At 54.9% G+C, this 15,846-nt stretch carries 15 protein-coding genes; 9 read left to right on the top strand and 6 right to left on the bottom strand.

What is annotated here, in order from left to right; all coding sequences use genetic code 11:
• Positions 1 to 12: 12 nt before the first annotated feature.
• The 6 genes from R5R33_RS13105 to R5R33_RS13080 all read right to left on the bottom strand — a co-directional run bounded on the left by R5R33_RS13105 (position 13) and on the right by R5R33_RS13080 (position 6,637).
• Positions 13 to 948 carry a glycerophosphodiester phosphodiesterase gene (locus R5R33_RS13105; RefSeq protein WP_318953148.1) on the bottom strand — a complete coding sequence of 312 codons (936 nt, stop codon included), beginning with the start codon at positions 946 to 948 and terminating at the stop codon, positions 13 to 15.
• Complete coding sequence (locus tag R5R33_RS13100) at positions 949 to 1,764, bottom strand: glycerophosphodiester phosphodiesterase (protein ID WP_318953147.1); 816 nt, start codon at positions 1,762 to 1,764, stop codon at positions 949 to 951.
• Between the two features lie 10 nt (positions 1,765 to 1,774).
• Complete coding sequence (locus R5R33_RS13095; RefSeq protein WP_318953146.1) at positions 1,775 to 3,178, bottom strand: hypothetical protein; 1,404 nt, start codon at positions 3,176 to 3,178, stop codon at positions 1,775 to 1,777.
• 238 nt (positions 3,179 to 3,416) lie between these two features.
• Positions 3,417 to 4,541, bottom strand: coding sequence for an ABC transporter permease (locus tag R5R33_RS13090; RefSeq protein ID WP_318953145.1), 1,125 nt, complete (start codon positions 4,539 to 4,541; stop codon positions 3,417 to 3,419).
• The gene (locus tag R5R33_RS13085) at positions 4,538 to 5,497 is read right to left on the bottom strand and encodes an ABC transporter ATP-binding protein (protein ID WP_318953144.1); all 960 of its coding nucleotides are present in this window, start codon (positions 5,495 to 5,497) and stop codon (positions 4,538 to 4,540) included. Before R5R33_RS13085 ends, R5R33_RS13090 begins: the two co-directional genes overlap by 4 nt.
• Positions 5,498 to 5,512: 15 nt before the next feature.
• Entirely contained in the window at positions 5,513 to 6,637 is a 1,125-nt protein-coding gene (locus tag R5R33_RS13080; RefSeq protein WP_318953143.1) for an HlyD family secretion protein, read from the bottom strand.
• 492 nt (positions 6,638 to 7,129) lie between these two features.
• On the opposite strand from R5R33_RS13080, the gene R5R33_RS13075 reads away from it, so the two are divergent.
• The 9 genes from R5R33_RS13075 to R5R33_RS13035 all read left to right on the top strand — a co-directional run bounded on the left by R5R33_RS13075 (position 7,130) and on the right by R5R33_RS13035 (position 15,588).
• A complete protein-coding gene (locus R5R33_RS13075; protein WP_318953142.1) occupies positions 7,130 to 7,723 on the top strand; it encodes a response regulator transcription factor in 594 nt (197 codons plus the stop codon).
• Positions 7,720 to 8,163, top strand: coding sequence for a CsgE family curli-type amyloid fiber assembly protein (locus tag R5R33_RS13070; RefSeq protein WP_318953141.1), 444 nt, complete (start codon positions 7,720 to 7,722; stop codon positions 8,161 to 8,163). Before R5R33_RS13075 ends, R5R33_RS13070 begins: the two co-directional genes overlap by 4 nt.
• Positions 8,163 to 8,588, top strand: a complete 426-nt coding sequence (locus R5R33_RS13065; RefSeq protein ID WP_318953140.1) for a curli assembly protein CsgF — start codon at positions 8,163 to 8,165, stop codon at positions 8,586 to 8,588. The genes R5R33_RS13070 and R5R33_RS13065 overlap by 1 nt, the downstream gene beginning before the upstream one ends.
• A 222-nt stretch (positions 8,589 to 8,810) precedes the next feature.
• Positions 8,811 to 9,554 carry a CsgG/HfaB family protein gene (locus tag R5R33_RS13060; RefSeq protein ID WP_318953139.1) on the top strand — a complete coding sequence of 248 codons (744 nt, stop codon included), beginning with the start codon at positions 8,811 to 8,813 and terminating at the stop codon, positions 9,552 to 9,554.
• Positions 9,555 to 9,574: 20 nt separating this feature from the next.
• The gene (locus R5R33_RS13055; RefSeq protein ID WP_318953138.1) at positions 9,575 to 10,120 is read left to right on the top strand and encodes a hypothetical protein; all 546 of its coding nucleotides are present in this window, start codon (positions 9,575 to 9,577) and stop codon (positions 10,118 to 10,120) included.
• A gap of 18 nt (positions 10,121 to 10,138) precedes the next feature.
• The gene (locus R5R33_RS13050) at positions 10,139 to 11,047 is read left to right on the top strand and encodes a hypothetical protein (RefSeq protein WP_318953137.1); all 909 of its coding nucleotides are present in this window, start codon (positions 10,139 to 10,141) and stop codon (positions 11,045 to 11,047) included.
• Positions 11,048 to 11,524: 477 nt separating this feature from the next.
• Positions 11,525 to 12,400 (top strand): hypothetical protein, encoded by an 876-nt coding sequence (locus tag R5R33_RS13045; RefSeq protein ID WP_318953136.1) that lies wholly within the window; start codon positions 11,525 to 11,527, stop codon positions 12,398 to 12,400.
• 9 nt (positions 12,401 to 12,409) lie between these two features.
• On the top strand, positions 12,410 to 13,345 hold the full coding sequence (locus R5R33_RS13040) for a hypothetical protein (protein WP_318953135.1): 936 nt from the start codon (positions 12,410 to 12,412) through the stop codon (positions 13,343 to 13,345).
• 428 nt (positions 13,346 to 13,773) lie between these two features.
• Positions 13,774 to 15,588 carry a cytochrome-c peroxidase gene (locus tag R5R33_RS13035; RefSeq protein ID WP_318953134.1) on the top strand — a complete coding sequence of 605 codons (1,815 nt, stop codon included), beginning with the start codon at positions 13,774 to 13,776 and terminating at the stop codon, positions 15,586 to 15,588.
• Positions 15,589 to 15,846 lie beyond the last annotated feature (258 nt).

The raw sequence follows: 15,846 nt of genomic DNA, 5'->3' as shown, positions 1-15,846 counted from the left end.
CATGCGAAAAAACTAATTGTCCATCTCGTGCATCAGTTTCACATCCTCGATCACCTGCAACAGGCGATCGGGCCTGTCGGTCATGATGCCATCCACCCCCAGGTCGATGAGCTGGCGCATTTCCGCTTCATCGTTCACCGTCCACACATCCACGCGCACGCCGCGTTTCTGCACCTGGGACACGGAACTCTGGTCCACCAGGGTGATGCCATCGTATTCGATGGGAATGTGCAGCGCCTGGTAATGAGGGCTCAACAGGCGGAAGGCATTGAGTTTGGTGGCCAGTGCGAACAGCTTGACCTCGTCGGAACCGGCGCCGGTCGCCACATGGGGACATTCTTCGCGCAGGGTGTCGACCGCGGACTGGTGGAAACTCGATACAATCACCTGATTGCTTTTGTTATAGGCCATCAGCTTGCGGCACAGGGCGCGCGCAGCCTCTGGGTCCGGGGTTTTGAGCTCGATCACCATCGGGTAGTTGGGGAAGGTTTTGAAGACTTCATCTACCGTCAGGATACGCTGCGGATTTTCCCGGTAGGGGTAGGTCTCGCCGTCCTGGCTCCAGTTGTAGGCGACATTGAGTTGCCGCAATTCCTGCAGGGTTTTATCGCGGATTGCACCCTTGCCGTCGGTGGTGCGGTCCACGGTGTCATCGTGCATCAACACAAGTTCGTCATCGGCGGTGGCGTGCACATCCATCTCCAGCACATCCACTTTCATCGCCGCCATCTGCTGAAGGAACACCGGCGTATTGCCGGGGTAGAGCCCCTGCCCGGAATCGTCCGCATGGGCAATCACCAGTGGCCGGCGAAAACCTCCAGTGTTGTTCTCGCTGCCGGGGCGGGGAAACTGCAGGCCCAGGTCTGGCGCCGGACGCGCTGCAAGCCAGCGCCAACCGACAAAGATCACCACCCCCAGCAACAATAAAACCAGCAGCCGTTTTAACATTTACTCGTCCAGTAATTTCAGCAGCCTGTCCGGCCGGTTGGTGACAATTCCATCGAGACCGAGGGCAATATACTGTTTCATCTGCTCACAATCATCCACGGTCCACACCGCGAGGTGCAACCCGTGCTTGCGCGCCGCTTTCACAAAGCGCTCCGAATACACATTCAGCCCCAGGTAGTGCGTGGGCAATTGCATCGCCCGATAGTCGCAGCGCAGCCATCCCGCCGCCCCCAGCCCCTGGGCAATATAAAACAGCAGCGCCTCCGGCATGGTCACCCCGGTGCGTACCTGCGGGCACAGGCGGCGGAACTCGCGGATGACCGCGCGATGGAAGGAAGAAACGATCACCCGCTCGCCGCAACCCGCGGTGTCGATGGCGCGGCTGAGCGCTTGGGCCGCAGCGGGTGAATTGTTTTTCAGTTCGATAATCAGCGGTGTCGCGGGAATCTGCGCGAATACCTCGTCGATGGTGGCGATAGGGACAGGGCCGTCGCGATAGGGAAAATGTTCGCCATCGCGACTCCAGTGGTGAGCGGCATTGAGTTTCCGCAACTGCGCCAGCGGCTGTTCGATCACCGGCCCGCGGCCGTTGGTGGTGCGCTCGAGCGTCGCGTCGTGCATCAGGACCAGCCGGCCATCGGCGGTGAGGTTCAGGTCCAGCTCCAGCGCGTCCACCCCCAGCGCCACCATTTTGTGCATATACAGCAGGGTGTTTCCGGGGTAGAGCCCGCAACCGGACTCGTCGCCGTGGGCAATCACCATGGGGCGCCGCGTCCCGGTTTCCCAGCAGTGTTCCCTGGATACCATGCGCTTCATTGGCAATGTACTACTGGGCTTCCGTAGCGGTAGGTCCAGCCTGCGCCCGCCAGCGCAAAAATCGCGCTTCCAGCCACAGGGGAACGCAGATCACGATATCGTAGCCCCGCACCAGTATGTCGCTGCTGTGCCAGATCGCGGCGCCGGTTAAGCGCAGGAATACCGCCACTACGCGCAGGAAAAGCGCGGTCACAATACCGATCACGGTGCGAGCAGACGCAATAAAGCTTTCCAGTGGGATAGCGACAAAGGTCAGCGCGAACGGCAGGATAAATCCCATTCCCAGCTGTGCGGCCGTAGTAATCCAGTACGTATCGCTGGTGGCCGCCACCACTTCTGCGCCATTTACCTGGGCAGCTGCCTCCAGGTCTTTTTGCACCAGGATTTCCCGGATAAACGCGAGTCCGGCTTCCACTGCGACAAGCAAAAGCAGCAGAGCAAGCGCCGTCCACATCAGGCGCGTGCGCAGCTTGTCGTCAAGTGCACTGATCGCCGGAAACAGGCGGGTAACGCGCAGGCACTCCATCACAAACAACCCCATGGAGATTTGCACAAGAATAATCACCAGCGCGGCGGCGTCGGCCACCCGGAAACTGCCGATGCTGCTGGCAGTGCCCATTATTTCGGTCATGGGCCGTGCGATCAGATGGAAGTTGATCAACGCCGCGCCCGCGGCGATAACCAGCAGAACTGTGGCGATAAAAAAACGGCAGAGTGAAGAGGCCGAGAGCATGCGCTGGGCGCGGTCGCTGCCCCGCAAAACTTCCTCATAGCGGTCCATATGGCGATCCACAACCGCAGCCCGCTGCTGCACCGCGGCCATGGTTTTGTTGACCTTAGCAAGGCTGTTCAGAATGGAGCGCCAGGCCGGCATCATGCGTTTCAGCAGCAGGTGGCGCTCGCGCGCGGACTCCCGATAGGCTTCCAGCGCGCGGGCTTCGGCCTTGCGCATGGAGCCGTGAATGGTTTCCAGCACATCACTAACCACCGTGTCCTGATTGGCGGGAATTTCCGCCACCGTCTTGATCGCCTTGGCCCAGTTGGTCGGTTGTGGGGGCACCTCGGCGCTGCGCACATAATCCTCATCCACCGCGGTCAACTGCTCGCACAATTTGCGATGTAGTACCGGGTATTGCGACAGCTCTTTTTTCATCGCGCTGTCGATACGCTCGAACTCGCGCTGGATATTTAGCTCGGTGGTCTCGCGGCCGGCGGCCATCAACACCTCCCGGTTGCGCAACTGCAAGCGCCTTTCCGCCGCCGCCACCACATTGGCAGCGAGGCGCAGGGACTGGTGGAAAAAACGCGCCAGCGCATAAATTCCCTGGTGTGCCGGTTTGCGCGCCAGAAACAACACGATCAGCGCGACCAACAACCACAGCCAAGGTGGTAAAGTCTGGAACATCTCGGTCATGGTACTGCTTCCTCCCCTGCTGGAATCCAGCAACAGTGCATATGCGTACAGACCTGACATCAGTCTTGTAGTGACGAGGGTGGCGGACATCGCCACCCAGAAAAGTGAATTGATCCTGCATGCTAGCAAACGCACCGGCGCGGTTGCCTTTATGGGATCACAGTTCCGTCGTGAAATTCCCCGCCGCGGGCAAAATCCAGTACAGCTGCCCGGGTATTGCGTTTATACCATCACACAGTCAATCGAGGCGCTTGCGAAAACGCAGCACTGCCAGGGTCATCATCAGCGTAATAAACGCAATCAGCGCCAGCAGGTCAGGCCACAGCTCGAACACCCCGGCCCCACGCAGCATCACCCCGCGGATCAGTCGCAGGAAGTGCGTGAGCGGCAAAATTTCCGCCAGCCACTGCGCCGCCTTCGGCATGCCGTCGAACGGGAACATGAAGCCGGACAGCAGTATCGACGGCAGGAACACAAAGAACGTCATCTGCATCGCCTGGAACTGCGACTGCGCACGGGTGGAAATCAGCAGGCCCATGGTCAGGTTGGCCAGAATCAGCAGCAGCGCGGCGATATACACATCCAACAGGCTGCCGCGAATGGGCACGCCGAACAGCCAGGTACCGAGCAGCAGGATCAGGCTGGTCTGGATCAGACCCACCATGCCGTAGGGCAAGACCTTGCCGATCATCAGTTCCGCGCTGCTCACCGGTGTCGCGATCAGCAGTTCCATATTGCCGCGCTCGCGCTCGCGCACTATGGCCACCGCCGTGAACATCACCATGGTCATGGTGAGGATGATGCCGATCAGCCCCGGCACGATATTGATCGCGGATACCCGCTGCGGATTGTAAAAACTGACGATGCTCACCGAGCTCTGCCGCTGTGGCACCGAAGATTCGCGGTTGGGCAGGCGGGTATTATTTTCCGGTGGCGGCTCCCCCACCGGCACCTGCGCCAGCTGCGCCGCCGCACTCTGCACCACCGTATCGCTGCCATCCACCAGAATCTGGATGGCCTCCTGCCCCAGCGCCAGACGGCGTTCGTAATCGTAGGGGATGACAACACCCACACTGATTTCGCCGCGGCGCAACAGCGTCATCAGCTGCTCCGGCGTCTGCGCGTTCGCCACCGGGTCGATGACCCCGGTGGCGAGCATATCCATCACCTGCCGGCGCGAGGCGCTGGTTTCCGCCTGATCGGCGATTGCCGCTGGCAGGTGGCGCAGGTTCAGGTTGATGGCGTAGCCGAACAGGATCAGCTGCATGATGGGGATGCCAATGATCATGGCGAGGGTCATGCGGTCCCGGCGCATCTGCCGGAACTCCTTTTGCAACACGGCGTACAGACGGCGCGCGTTCACGACGGCACCTCCTGTTGCTTACGCCCGGCGCTCGACGCGTGATGGGTCACCGCCACAAACACATCTTCCAGGCTCGGCTCAACCGGTCCGATGCGCGCGCTTATATCCGCCTTGTGCAAGGCATCGCGCATGGTTTCCGCACTCGCCTGCGTACTATCGGTGAGCAAACGCAGGCTATTGCCGATCTGGGCCGCACTGATGACGCCGGGGATTTTCAGCAGCACTTCCCGCGCGCTGCGCTGGAGTTCCGTTTCCACCAGCAGGGTACGCCCTTCCAGTGCCCCGGTCAGTTCCGCCGGGCTGCCATCCGCCACCAGTCGGCCACGGTCCAGGATGGCGAGGCGATGGCAGCGCTCCGCTTCATCCATATAGTGGGTGGAGACGAGGATGGTGGTTCCGGCATCGGTGAGCTCGAACAGTTTCTCCCAGAAATCCCGGCGGGATTCCGGGTCCACCGCGCTGGTGGGTTCATCCAGAAACAGCAGTTCCGGCTTGTGGATAACTGCGCCGGCCAGCGCCAGGCGCTGCTTCTGGCCGCCACTCATGGTGCCCGCCAGCTGATCGGCGCGCCCCTCGAAGTGATATTCCACCAACAGTTCATCGATGCGCGCGCGCGCATCCCGCGCCGACATGTTTTGCACCGCCGCGAGAAATTCCAGGTTCTCGCGCACGGTGAGATCCGTAAACAGGGAAAATTGCTGGGTCATGTACCCGATGTGCTGGCGCAGAATTTCCGCCTGCGCCGGAATCTGCAGGCCGAGCACCTCGATCTCCCCGGCCGTGGGCGTGAGCAGCCCGCACAACATGCGGATACTGGTGGACTTGCCGGAACCGTTGGGACCGAGGAATCCGTAGATCTGCTGCCTGGATACGGTGAGATCCACATCGTCCACCGCCTTGAGGCTGCCGAACGTCTTGCTGAGCCCGCGGGCGCGGATGGCGACATCACTGTCCATAGTCATACGCCATGGTTATTTACCGTTCTCGAAGCCTTCGAGCGGCTCGGCTTCGGAATCGGGTAGCGGACTTTTTATCAGCTCAGCACCGCTTTCGCTGTCCCGCGGTTCACCTTCCCCCGGTTCACCTGAGCGCGACTCATCACTTCCGCTTCCAGCATTGGGATCAACGGGCGCAGGTAAAGGTGTTTCAGACGCCTTGCGATCGCCCGCGGGGGAAAAAGAAAATTCAGCCCGCAGCGGCAACCCTGCGGGCAACTGTGCCGCATCGTCCTGCAACTGGATCTCCGCGATATAACTGAGGCGCGCCACGTCGTCACCGGTCAGCGCGTAGTAGGGCGTAAAACTGGGCTCATTGCGTACCATGCGCACACGTCCCGCAAAAGTACCGAGGCCGCTGTCGTGGCCACTGCCTTCCATGGTTATCCGCGCGCTGCTGCCCACCTGAATCCGGTGACGCATGGGCTGCGGCACATAGACCCGCGCGTAGGGTGTTTCCCCGGTCAGCATCACCACCAGCGAAGCGCCCACCGGCGCCTCGTCACCGAGCTTGAAGGGAATACTGTCGACGATACCGTTACGGGGGGCGCGCAATGTCAGTTTCTCCAGTAACACGCGCTGCGCCTCCGCCTCACCGCGGGCCTGTGCCAGTGAGGCCTGCCCCTGTTCGATGTCTTCCACGCGGTTGCCGCGCTCGAGTTCCAGTAACTGTTCCTGGGCCGCGCGCACCTGGGCACGGGCGCTGTCCGTTGCCGCGCGGGCGGCGTCGATATCCGATTTGGACGCGTAGTTCTTTTGCCCCAGTGCACTCAAACGGCGGAAGTTTGCCTCGGCATCCACCGCATTCGCCTGCGCGGCCACCAGCTCCGCCCGCGCGCGCTCGATTTCCTCGACCCGGGGCCCAACTTCAAGCTCCACCAGTGCCGCAGCTTGCTGCGCCACCGTCGACTCCGCCGCAGCCAATCTGGCGCGTGTCTGCTGTGGATCGAGCTGTAACAGGACTTCTCCGCGCTGAACCCGCTGCCCTTCCCTCACCTGGATATCCACAATTTTCTCCGCGACCGGTGCGGGCAATGCAATGCGGTCCCACTCCAGAGTCCCCAGGGCAGACTCAGGCTCGCGGTGACAGGCCGACAACATCAGGCATACCGCGATTGGCAGATACCTCAACCACTGCCAATGGACGGCGCTGTACCAGAAAAGAAGGTCTCGGAGATATTCGCGCAATGCTGTGCTCGCAAAGTATTAAAATTTAGGAACGCGGACCAATTTACCGCCAGTATAAAAATTTACGCCCCACAGTTCCAGACACTCAACTCTATTCCTGAAAATTATAAAAATTACATCATCGTTAAATTAACTTATTAAAAACCGTCGTTTTACCAATAATTATTTTTTCGCGACGGGCACCTAATTTATCAGCCAAGTCAGAACAACCGACTACACTCCAAACAAATTTCTCAGGGAATGAGATTTTTAACTTAAACCACTGGCACCGATTCCACCACGCAGAAATTTCGCACGCCTTCACCAGCAGTTGGAAGAGGAAAGTATTGCGCGGCGCTTACAACTTTAAACGGAACTGCCTAATTCACTCCCTGACATCGTCATTGAATAGCTATAGGGACTTCCATGCCGATTCTCTTTCTGAGCGATTCTGGCCTTCACGGGGACTTGCTGTACGCACTCATTTCAGAATCCCTACCTTTTAACTGGGAAAAATCTGGATTCGGGAAGCAGAAGTACTGCCTGAAAAATTACGACGCCATCGTCGTTGACTGCTTTCCACTGACCGCGAAATCCACCGCCGTCGCCGGGCTCAACCACCTGAAAAACATCAGCCACCCGCGGGTACTGCTGATCAACTTCGCTCGCGATTTACCGGCACATATTTGCAAGCCACTGGAAGAGCGAAAATTCGTATTCCTGTGCGACAACCGCTCCGGCCAAAAAGAGCTAATCAGCAAACTGGAAAATTCCATCCACAATAGCCACGGCGCCACCCTTACCGATTCCCGCTCCAGCCTGCTGCTTACTCGTAGAGAGCAGGAAATTCTCGCCCAGCTGACCACCGGCGAACCGAACAGCATCATCGCCTCGCGACTGCACCTGAGCGAGCACACGGTCAAGAACCACATGTACAACATATTCCGAAAAATCGGAGTGAAAAACCGCCTTCAAGCCAGTAACTGGGCCAAGCTGCACCTGTCGGTCGAGGGGATATGAGGCACCTTCCCCTGCTGTTGCTTCTTATCTTCCAGTGCTGCCTTGCCCAGGATGGTGATACCGGCGCCCTGGAAGAGATCTCCGGCGAAGGCTCCGACAGTGGACGGCTGGAGGATGAAATCAGTGGTTTCAATATTGACCAGACCATTACCCGTACCGGTCACGACTTTGTACGGTATATGAGCGAGTACCGCAATCTGAATTATCCAGACAGCACCTACAACCTGATCGTTGAAGAAAGGCCCTCCGCGCGTTGGGGAAACCTGATCTGGATCACCTACAACAACAACACTGTCTTCCGCCGCTTTATCAGCCCCAGTACCAACAACATCCGCGGGCTCGCAGAACAAGCGTCACAAATGATTCACGAAATGGTCCTGCAGGAGAAACTTCGTGAAGCGCTTAACGACCACTTTGATCTAGGCAAGGATGAATTTTAATGAAAGCAAAAATAACGCTGCGAAATTTTCTCGTCCCGGCACTCACCTGGGCCTTTACCGTCAGCAGCCCCCAGGCGAGTGAACTCATCTATGAACCCGTCAACCCGAACTTCGGCGGCAATCCGCTGAATGGGAGCTATCTCATATCCAATGCCCAATCTCAGAATGACCATAAAGATCCGGACAGCCTATCTGACCTTTATGAACAACCCAGCGCGCTCGACCGCTTTACCGACTCGCTGGAAACCCGACTTCTCAACCAGCTGCTCACCGACGTGGGAAATGGCAACAGCGGCGAGTTGATCACCGATGACTTCATTGTTCAGATCGTCGACACCGACGGAGTATTGACTGTATTGATCACCGACAGGGGAACCGGGGATACCGCTGAGGTAGTCGTAAGCGGCTTGAACCCCACTAACTGAATTGGATTTTTTATCGGATAAAAATAACAGTCCTACATGAAGCATCCGGACTGCTACCAGAACTCTAAATAATCGCGAATAACACTGGAGTAAAATGTGATGCAATTTACAGGTCACACCGTAGCGGCTATCGCCCTGTCGCTGTTAGCCGGCTTAAGCGGCTGCACCGCAGTGAAAAATACAGGAGACGCAATATTTGGCCCCGGTAGGCAAGACGCAAAGTTGACCCCTAGGAACGACACTTACCGGGATCTTCTCAACCTGCCACAACCCAAGGGAAAAATCCTCGCCGCTGTATACAGTTTCCGGGACCAGACCGGGCAATACAAACCCTCGCCGGCCAGCAGCTTCTCTACCGCGGTAACCCAGGGTGCTGCATCCATGCTCATGGATGTACTGAACGATTCCGGCTGGTTTATTCCGCTGGAGCGCGAAGGCCTGCAGAATCTGCTAACCGAACGGAAAATCATACGGGCGGCGCTGGCCAAGCCGGATGTGCCGGAAAATAACGTCATGCTGCCGTCCCTGGTTGCGGCAAATATCCTGTTGGAAGGCGGTATCGTCGCCTACGACACCAATATCCGCACCGGAGGTGCCGGTGCACGCTATTTTGGTATCGGTGCCGATGAACAGTATCGTGTAGATCAGGTGACGGTAAATTTGCGCGCGGTGGATATCCGTTCCGGCCGTGTGCTGCATTCGGTACTTACATCAAAAACTGTCTATTCCAAAGCGATAAGCGCGGATGTATTTCGCTATGTAAAATTCAAGCGGCTCTTGGAAATGGAGGTTGGTACCACCACCAATGAACCGGCTCAGATTGCCACGCTGTCCGCGATGGAATCTGCGGTAATCCATCTGATAAGTGAAGGGATTGTGGGTAACTCCTGGGCGCTGCAGAATCCCGAAGACATCAATAACCCCCTGATCCAGTATTACCTGAACGAACCCACTACCTTTATGTAACCTGCTCCAAGGAAAAGGCCATGCGATTTTTCAACTGGGGGGTTGCGACAGTGCCGTTAGCAGTACTGTTCTCTGCGCTCTCGTGCCCACCAGCGCTGGCGCAGGAGTTCAACGCCGAATCCGAGCTCGCGCTTGCCGCTGAGCTGGAGCGGTATGGCGGCTCGTCCGCAGCGAATATCGCCAATATTTATCAGCAAGGTGATTTGAATCATGTCAGCGCACAGCAATATGGCGTAACTAATTATCTCGCGATCTCACAGGATGGCCGACAGAACCTGCTATTGCTCACCCAATCCGGCGGCCAAAATACCACGGTGTCTTCCCAAAGCGGTCAGGCCAACATCGCTGCGCTGATCCAGATTGGCTATGAAAACCTGATTCTGCTACAGCAGAGTGGTTATGGGAATGACGCCAATATTTCTCAGTACGGATTTCAGAACTCCGCCACAGTGAACCAAAGCGGTGCCTTCAATGAAGTCAGCATTTATCAGAGCGGCAGTGGCCTGCATACGGAAGTCACCCAGAAAGGCATCGCATTGACTACCACCATCAAGCAGTACGACTGACCGACATACGAGACAAATATGGCCAGCCTCATTCTCAACCGCAAGTTTGCGGAATCAATCGCCCTGGTACTTATGCCTTACACGGTGGCGCCTGCCGTTTACGCCGACACTGCGGCCATGGATCAGCCGGACTCCGGTGTACTCTATAGTCTCGACACTCAGCAAAATTCAGCAAGTGAGAAATCCGTTCTGTTGCGGCAAGATGGTGAGTTCAACCAGGCAGATGCGAGACAGAACCAAGAAGCGGGTAGCAGCATCCAGCAGGTACAAAAAGGCGACCTAAATACCATCTGGGTGGAACAGTCTTTTGGCGTCAACAACAGCGTCTCCATCGTCCAGGTTGGTGTATTCAATGAATCGCTGGCAGTGCAGTCTGCAACCCGCGAGGGCAATATTTCTACGACACAACTGGGCTATGACAACAAAGTAGTCGCCAACCAGGAATTTGGCGGTGGCAACCAAGTTTACGCCACACAGTACGGACAACTGAATATCGCGATATTGACCCAGTACAACAGCAACTTCGGTCAGGTCTATATTTTCCAATCGGGCAGCGACAATGCGGTAAACACGACACAAGGCGGATCCCGAAATCAGAGCAACACCGTTCAAACGGGACACGTCAATACATCGGCCAGCCTGCAAACGGGTTATACCAATGAAAACGCAATCCTTCAGGATGGGTTCAATAACCGAAGCCAGATAACACAGGAGGACTCCTATAACGCCGCGAGCACAAATCAGAGCGGCTATTTCAACACGATATCACTCCAACAAAGCGGTACCCTCGGGCTAGGTGGCAGTCATCAGGCCACCATCACCCAAGCGGGTGGTTTCAATGCCATCGCCATCAGCCAAAGCGGCGTTTCCTCCAGCGCAATCGTCACCCAGTACGGTGCCGGGAATTCGGTTTCACTCGCGCACTGATCGCTAGCGCCTCCTCGCTCCACATTCCACTCGCGCGCAATTTTCAACGCGAATTTGCGATACCTCACGCTAAAAATGGCGCTCCCTCCACTCAATGGCGCCAGGTAACTCCCGCGGACCAATCTGCCCAGGGATTCAGCTCACAAAAATAAATAGAAGAGGACGCCATAACCGTATATTCGGTTATGAAATACGCGCTATCAGAGCGAAACCTGATTAAAAACTGTACTTTTTTCCTAGGTTTTAGTGACTTCCCTCCTATAGCGCCGACCCCAAACCAGAGCAAAAATTACCCCGTGACGATCACACATTGATCAACAAGAGCAAGATTTACTCAAATAAGAGATAAGAAGTACTCGCTCTCACACCGCTGGTTGCGCAGGCACGCAGGGAGTTAGCGTCATGTCTGGCGGTCAGTACCACTCAAATCAGCAAGCGAATGCTGATTACTCAACGTCGGACGTAAAGGAACCACTTATGAAGACGATTACCCCAATTGCAACCGCCGTGCTTGTTGCCATTAGCGGCAGCGCGCTGGCCGGCGAAAACGACACCTATCAGTACCAAAAAGGCTTCGGCCACGAGGCCCATGCATACCAGACCGGACCGGGTACCTGGAGCAACCGAATCGAGCAGGAGCAATACGACAAATTCAACACGGCTGGTGCCTCACAGAGCGATGAGGCCAACAGTAAGATCGTCCAGATCCAAGATGGAAAATGGAATTACGTGTACGACAGCCAGCAAGGAGGTTCCGACAACTACAGCCGAACCAAACAGGTCGGGGATGACAACACGTCCTATACCACTCAGTGGTATACAGAAGACAGCGAAGCGTATACCGCTCAGTTTGGTGACATGAACTATTCCACGATAGATCAGCATGGAGGCGAAAGTAACGTCGCAACTTCCCATCAATATGGAACGGGTAACTTCCAGCAGACCGCACAGTATTACAGCCATAAATCCGTCGCCAAGACCTTCCAAGATGGTGCACACAACGAAGCGAGTACCGAGCAGTACGGCAAATATCTGGATTCCTCAATCCGGCAGATCTTTTTTCTGAACAGCGCCGATGTATGGCAGGGTGGCAAAGGAAGTGTGTCCGAAGTTTTGCAAGTGGGTTTAGACAACTACGCGCATGTTTACCAAGATGGCTTTGAAAACTTCCAGAATACCGAGCAGTACGGTTTCTGTAATACGGCATTAACCAGCCAGTACGGGTTAGAACTGAGTGCTGACAAGTTGCAGGTGGGTATTGGCAACACCGCTGACTCGAACCAGATCGGTTACCACGACAACTCTACACAGATACAACTGGGTGGCTTCAATACTGCCAATGTATGGCAATAAACCGGAGAAATGGGTGGCTACTCCAGCCACCCACTTTCAAACGGGAAATTTGCAGTAGAGATTATTTCAATGAAGCCACATATTGCCCTGACTGTATCCTTACTTGCCCTCAGTGGCCAAGTAACCGCCGAGGAAAATTCTTCTACCATTTACCAAACCGGCACCGGCAACGTGGCCTCATCGGATCAGACGGATCACGCCACTTACGGTAGCCACATCTATCAGACCCAGGAAGGCGACATCCATCACGCGGTTGCACTGCAACAATCCGAGTCAAACAGCCATATTTACCAGACGCAAGGCGGATCGATGAATGACGCCTACTCGCGGCAGTCTGGCGGTCTGGAAAATCACAGCAATATTGCTCAAAGCGGCAGTGCAAATCATGCAGACACCGTCCAACTGCAAACGCAGTACAGCGAAGCAGCGATCCAGCAGTACGGTGTTGACAACAGAGCAAAAATTTACCAAATCGGAGGATATGGAAATGTCGCCGTCATCCAGCAAGACGGGGAAGTACACGACGCTCATATCGGCCAGTACGCCAGTGTGGATTCCGATGCGTACATCAAACAACACGGCAGTTACAACGAGGCCCAAATTTTACAAAGTGGTCTCGAACAGATGGCCGACATCACCCAAACGGGCGCAGGCCTTGTCGCACTGATTGAACAAAGCGATGTGCACAACGAAGCCTGGATTAATCAGGACGGCCACGGCAACGAAGCCTATGTCACCCAGCACTCGTGGTACAACTACGCGGACATCAAGCAATACGGATATTACAACCGCGCGGATGTACTTCAGTACGGTGGCGGTGCACACCTAGCCATTGTCAAGCAAGATGGTGGCGCGAACGAGGCCATCATTACACAAATTGGAATTTCACAAACTGCGATAATCAGCCAGTCCGGTGTTGGCAACAAGGCCATCGTTTCCCAATAAATCTCACACACCACACAAAGAGCCGAATTAATTTCGGCCTCTTTTGTTTTATTTTTCCACCCGAAAATTACACGACAAGACCAACATAAAAACAATTATCAATAACAAAAAACATTTCCAGATCCAGATATAAACCGCCGAACGCTATTGACTCATCACAAACACGTACACGCCAATATTATTTTTTTTTCGCCATGGTTTAGCACGAAAATTTTATTTCTTTCCTACGATTAAAAAATGACCGCTAGCAAATTACTTCATAAGCCTTCAGCGGCACAACCTCTCCCGCGCACACCGAAGGAGCAATCGTGGTGTCAGAAGGAGAAATTCAGCGTGCACCCTGAATATGCACGTTAAGGTCACTTGATCTAAGGCAAGGGAAATTATCAGTGTCGTTGACGCTATTAAGTCTGGCTAAGGAGAAATTCATGGAACGTTCAAGGCTCAAGGGCCGAAAGTGGCTACTTTTATCTTCTGTTTCACTGGTGCCGTTGATGTGTGCTTCCGGCGCCTTTGCGCAGCAGGAAGATGTGATTCGGGACCTGGCACTAAAGGTACTGGGAAAACACGTTTTCTACGATACCGAACTCTCTAACCCGAAGGGCGGCCAAGCCTGTGTTTCCTGCCATGAACCCTTTGCCGGCGGCACTAGCGGGTTTTCAGACGTCAACAAGACTACGGTGGTTGTACCCGGCGCAAATGGTGGGGTAGGAAAACGCAAGGCGATAACCAATATTTATGCCAGTTTTGTCCCCCCGTTTAGCGAAGATTGTAAACCTCAAACATTGATCAGTAATTTTTGTGGAGGTAATTTTTGGGACGGGAGGTCCGAAGGAAAAATACAGGACCTGGCAGACAACACAGTGCCGGCGCCACACCTGGATGAAGAAGTTTTCTATGACATAGAAAATCTTTATATAAAAGCGTACAGCAAGTACTTTGGACCGACATCGGATCAGGCGCTAAATCCAATGCCGAGTGTCGTGGAACAAAATATTGCCGAAGTGGATGTGTGTAAGCGGATTGCCGCATCCGAGTACCGCAACCTATATAAGGTTGCCTTTGGCAAGGACATAAACTGCAGCAGTTACACAGCCGGGTATACAGCGCTTCCCCAATACGAGATCTCGTTCAGGAGATTAATGCTAGCTGTGGGCGCCTACCAGCACAGCTGGGACCTCAACTCCTTTACTTCCAAACGGGATTTCGCCCTCCGGTCGGAGCTTGCCTGTATCGAAGGGGGTCATGCGGAGTTCTATGATCATGATTTCTGTGCGCAGGTAACTCAGGAAATCATCAACAACCCGAAAAAGACCGCCGCCGGGAAATTCCCACTACTGATGCTGACGGATGCGGAAAACTTCGGGCATGACATGTTCTACAACGTGCCCTTTTTTGCACCCAACTTAGGAAAAAGCAATCCTGATCCCAGTATTCCTGCGGCTGCCTGTGCCTTCTGCCACAGCAATGAGCCTACCGTTCCCGTTGCGCCCTTCCAGTTTGATTTCGGCGATGACGGTGCTGAGTTGTTACAGACCTACGCCGACCATGCTTACCACAACATTGGTGTCCCGCATAATACTGAGATTCCTGTTCTGGATAAGTTTGATACCGGATTGAACCTAACTCACCTTCCTAGCGTTCCCAACGGCGGCTTCCGCAGTCCGTCACTGAGGAACCTGTTCAAGGGAGCATCCGAAGAATTTACCCGCTCGTATATGCACAATGGCTTTTTCAAAAATATTGAGGCCGTAGTGCATTTCTACAATACGGCTGAGATAAATTCGGCTATCCCCCGGCATCACGACAAGAAAAACTGCGCAGATGTGGTAGGTATTCCTCTGATCGTTACCGAAAAAGTAGCGTTGGCGAACAATTGCTGGCCCGTACCGGAGTTTGGCAACAACCTGACGCGTGGAACGCTAGTAGGCAATCTTGGTTTGACGCCTGAACAAGAGGGCGATCTGGTTGCCTACCTGAAAACCCTGGATGACTACCACACCTCTGAACCTCCGTACATCTTCGAGAGAAGGGCGTATATGCCGGCACAGGTCGCCATTAATGGCAATTACCGACCGAGACCTGCTCCTCCTGCAACGGTACTGTTCGGTTATGAGGGCGAGTGGCTTATCCGGGAGTGCAACAAGATGTATATGGGCGACGGAATCGCACCGATCAGTGTGAGCCCCGGAAACGGGTGTAGCATGGAAAGCATTATCCAGGTGCTGAAATACCTGAAGTAATCCATCATTTTTTTTGATTGCAGTGTTCTGTCACCACAGATTTTTAGCCCCGCACAAGCGGGGCTTTTTTATCGAACACTGCTCGCAAAAATGAATTTTACGACAGCGAGAATCACACTTTTTTCCTAGTTGTTTGCGACTTATCTCCTATGGCGGACGCACAAAAATACGGCAAGACTCAATATACGACGAAACATTTCTGATCACGCCACTGCCCAATGCTGTAACAGGGAAAGTTGCCCCATGATCCAATCTCGC

It is taken from the genome of Microbulbifer pacificus, from assembly GCF_033723955.1.
Taxonomy (GTDB): Bacteria; Pseudomonadota; Gammaproteobacteria; order Pseudomonadales; family Cellvibrionaceae; genus Microbulbifer; species Microbulbifer pacificus.
The sequence above is the reverse complement of the archived record's forward strand: the minus strand, read 5'-3'. Positions and strand labels throughout refer to the sequence as shown.

What these genes read in the sequence shown, in the direction of transcription:
- R5R33_RS13075 (WP_318953142.1), top strand. Translation starts at nt 7,130, where the DNA reads ATGCCGATTCTCTTTCTGAGCGATTCTGGCCTTCACGGGGACTTGCTG.
- R5R33_RS13035 (WP_318953134.1), top strand. Translation starts at nt 13,774, where the DNA reads ATGGAACGTTCAAGGCTCAAGGGCCGAAAGTGGCTACTTTTATCTTCT.
- R5R33_RS13080 (WP_318953143.1), bottom strand. Translation starts at nt 6,637, where the DNA reads ATGTTGTCGGCCTGTCACCGCGAGCCTGAGTCTGCCCTGGGGACTCTG.
- R5R33_RS13050 (WP_318953137.1), top strand. Translation starts at nt 10,139, where the DNA reads ATGGCCAGCCTCATTCTCAACCGCAAGTTTGCGGAATCAATCGCCCTG.
- R5R33_RS13070 (WP_318953141.1), top strand. Translation starts at nt 7,720, where the DNA reads ATGAGGCACCTTCCCCTGCTGTTGCTTCTTATCTTCCAGTGCTGCCTT.
- R5R33_RS13085 (WP_318953144.1), bottom strand. Translation starts at nt 5,497, where the DNA reads ATGGACAGTGATGTCGCCATCCGCGCCCGCGGGCTCAGCAAGACGTTC.
- R5R33_RS13105 (WP_318953148.1), bottom strand. Translation starts at nt 948, where the DNA reads ATGTTAAAACGGCTGCTGGTTTTATTGTTGCTGGGGGTGGTGATCTTT.
- R5R33_RS13065 (WP_318953140.1), top strand. Translation starts at nt 8,163, where the DNA reads ATGAAAGCAAAAATAACGCTGCGAAATTTTCTCGTCCCGGCACTCACC.
- R5R33_RS13045 (WP_318953136.1), top strand. Translation starts at nt 11,525, where the DNA reads ATGAAGACGATTACCCCAATTGCAACCGCCGTGCTTGTTGCCATTAGC.
- R5R33_RS13095 (WP_318953146.1), bottom strand. Translation starts at nt 3,178, where the DNA reads ATGACCGAGATGTTCCAGACTTTACCACCTTGGCTGTGGTTGTTGGTC.
- R5R33_RS13055 (WP_318953138.1), top strand. Translation starts at nt 9,575, where the DNA reads ATGCGATTTTTCAACTGGGGGGTTGCGACAGTGCCGTTAGCAGTACTG.
- R5R33_RS13100 (WP_318953147.1), bottom strand. Translation starts at nt 1,764, where the DNA reads ATGAAGCGCATGGTATCCAGGGAACACTGCTGGGAAACCGGGACGCGG.
- R5R33_RS13040 (WP_318953135.1), top strand. Translation starts at nt 12,410, where the DNA reads ATGGGTGGCTACTCCAGCCACCCACTTTCAAACGGGAAATTTGCAGTA.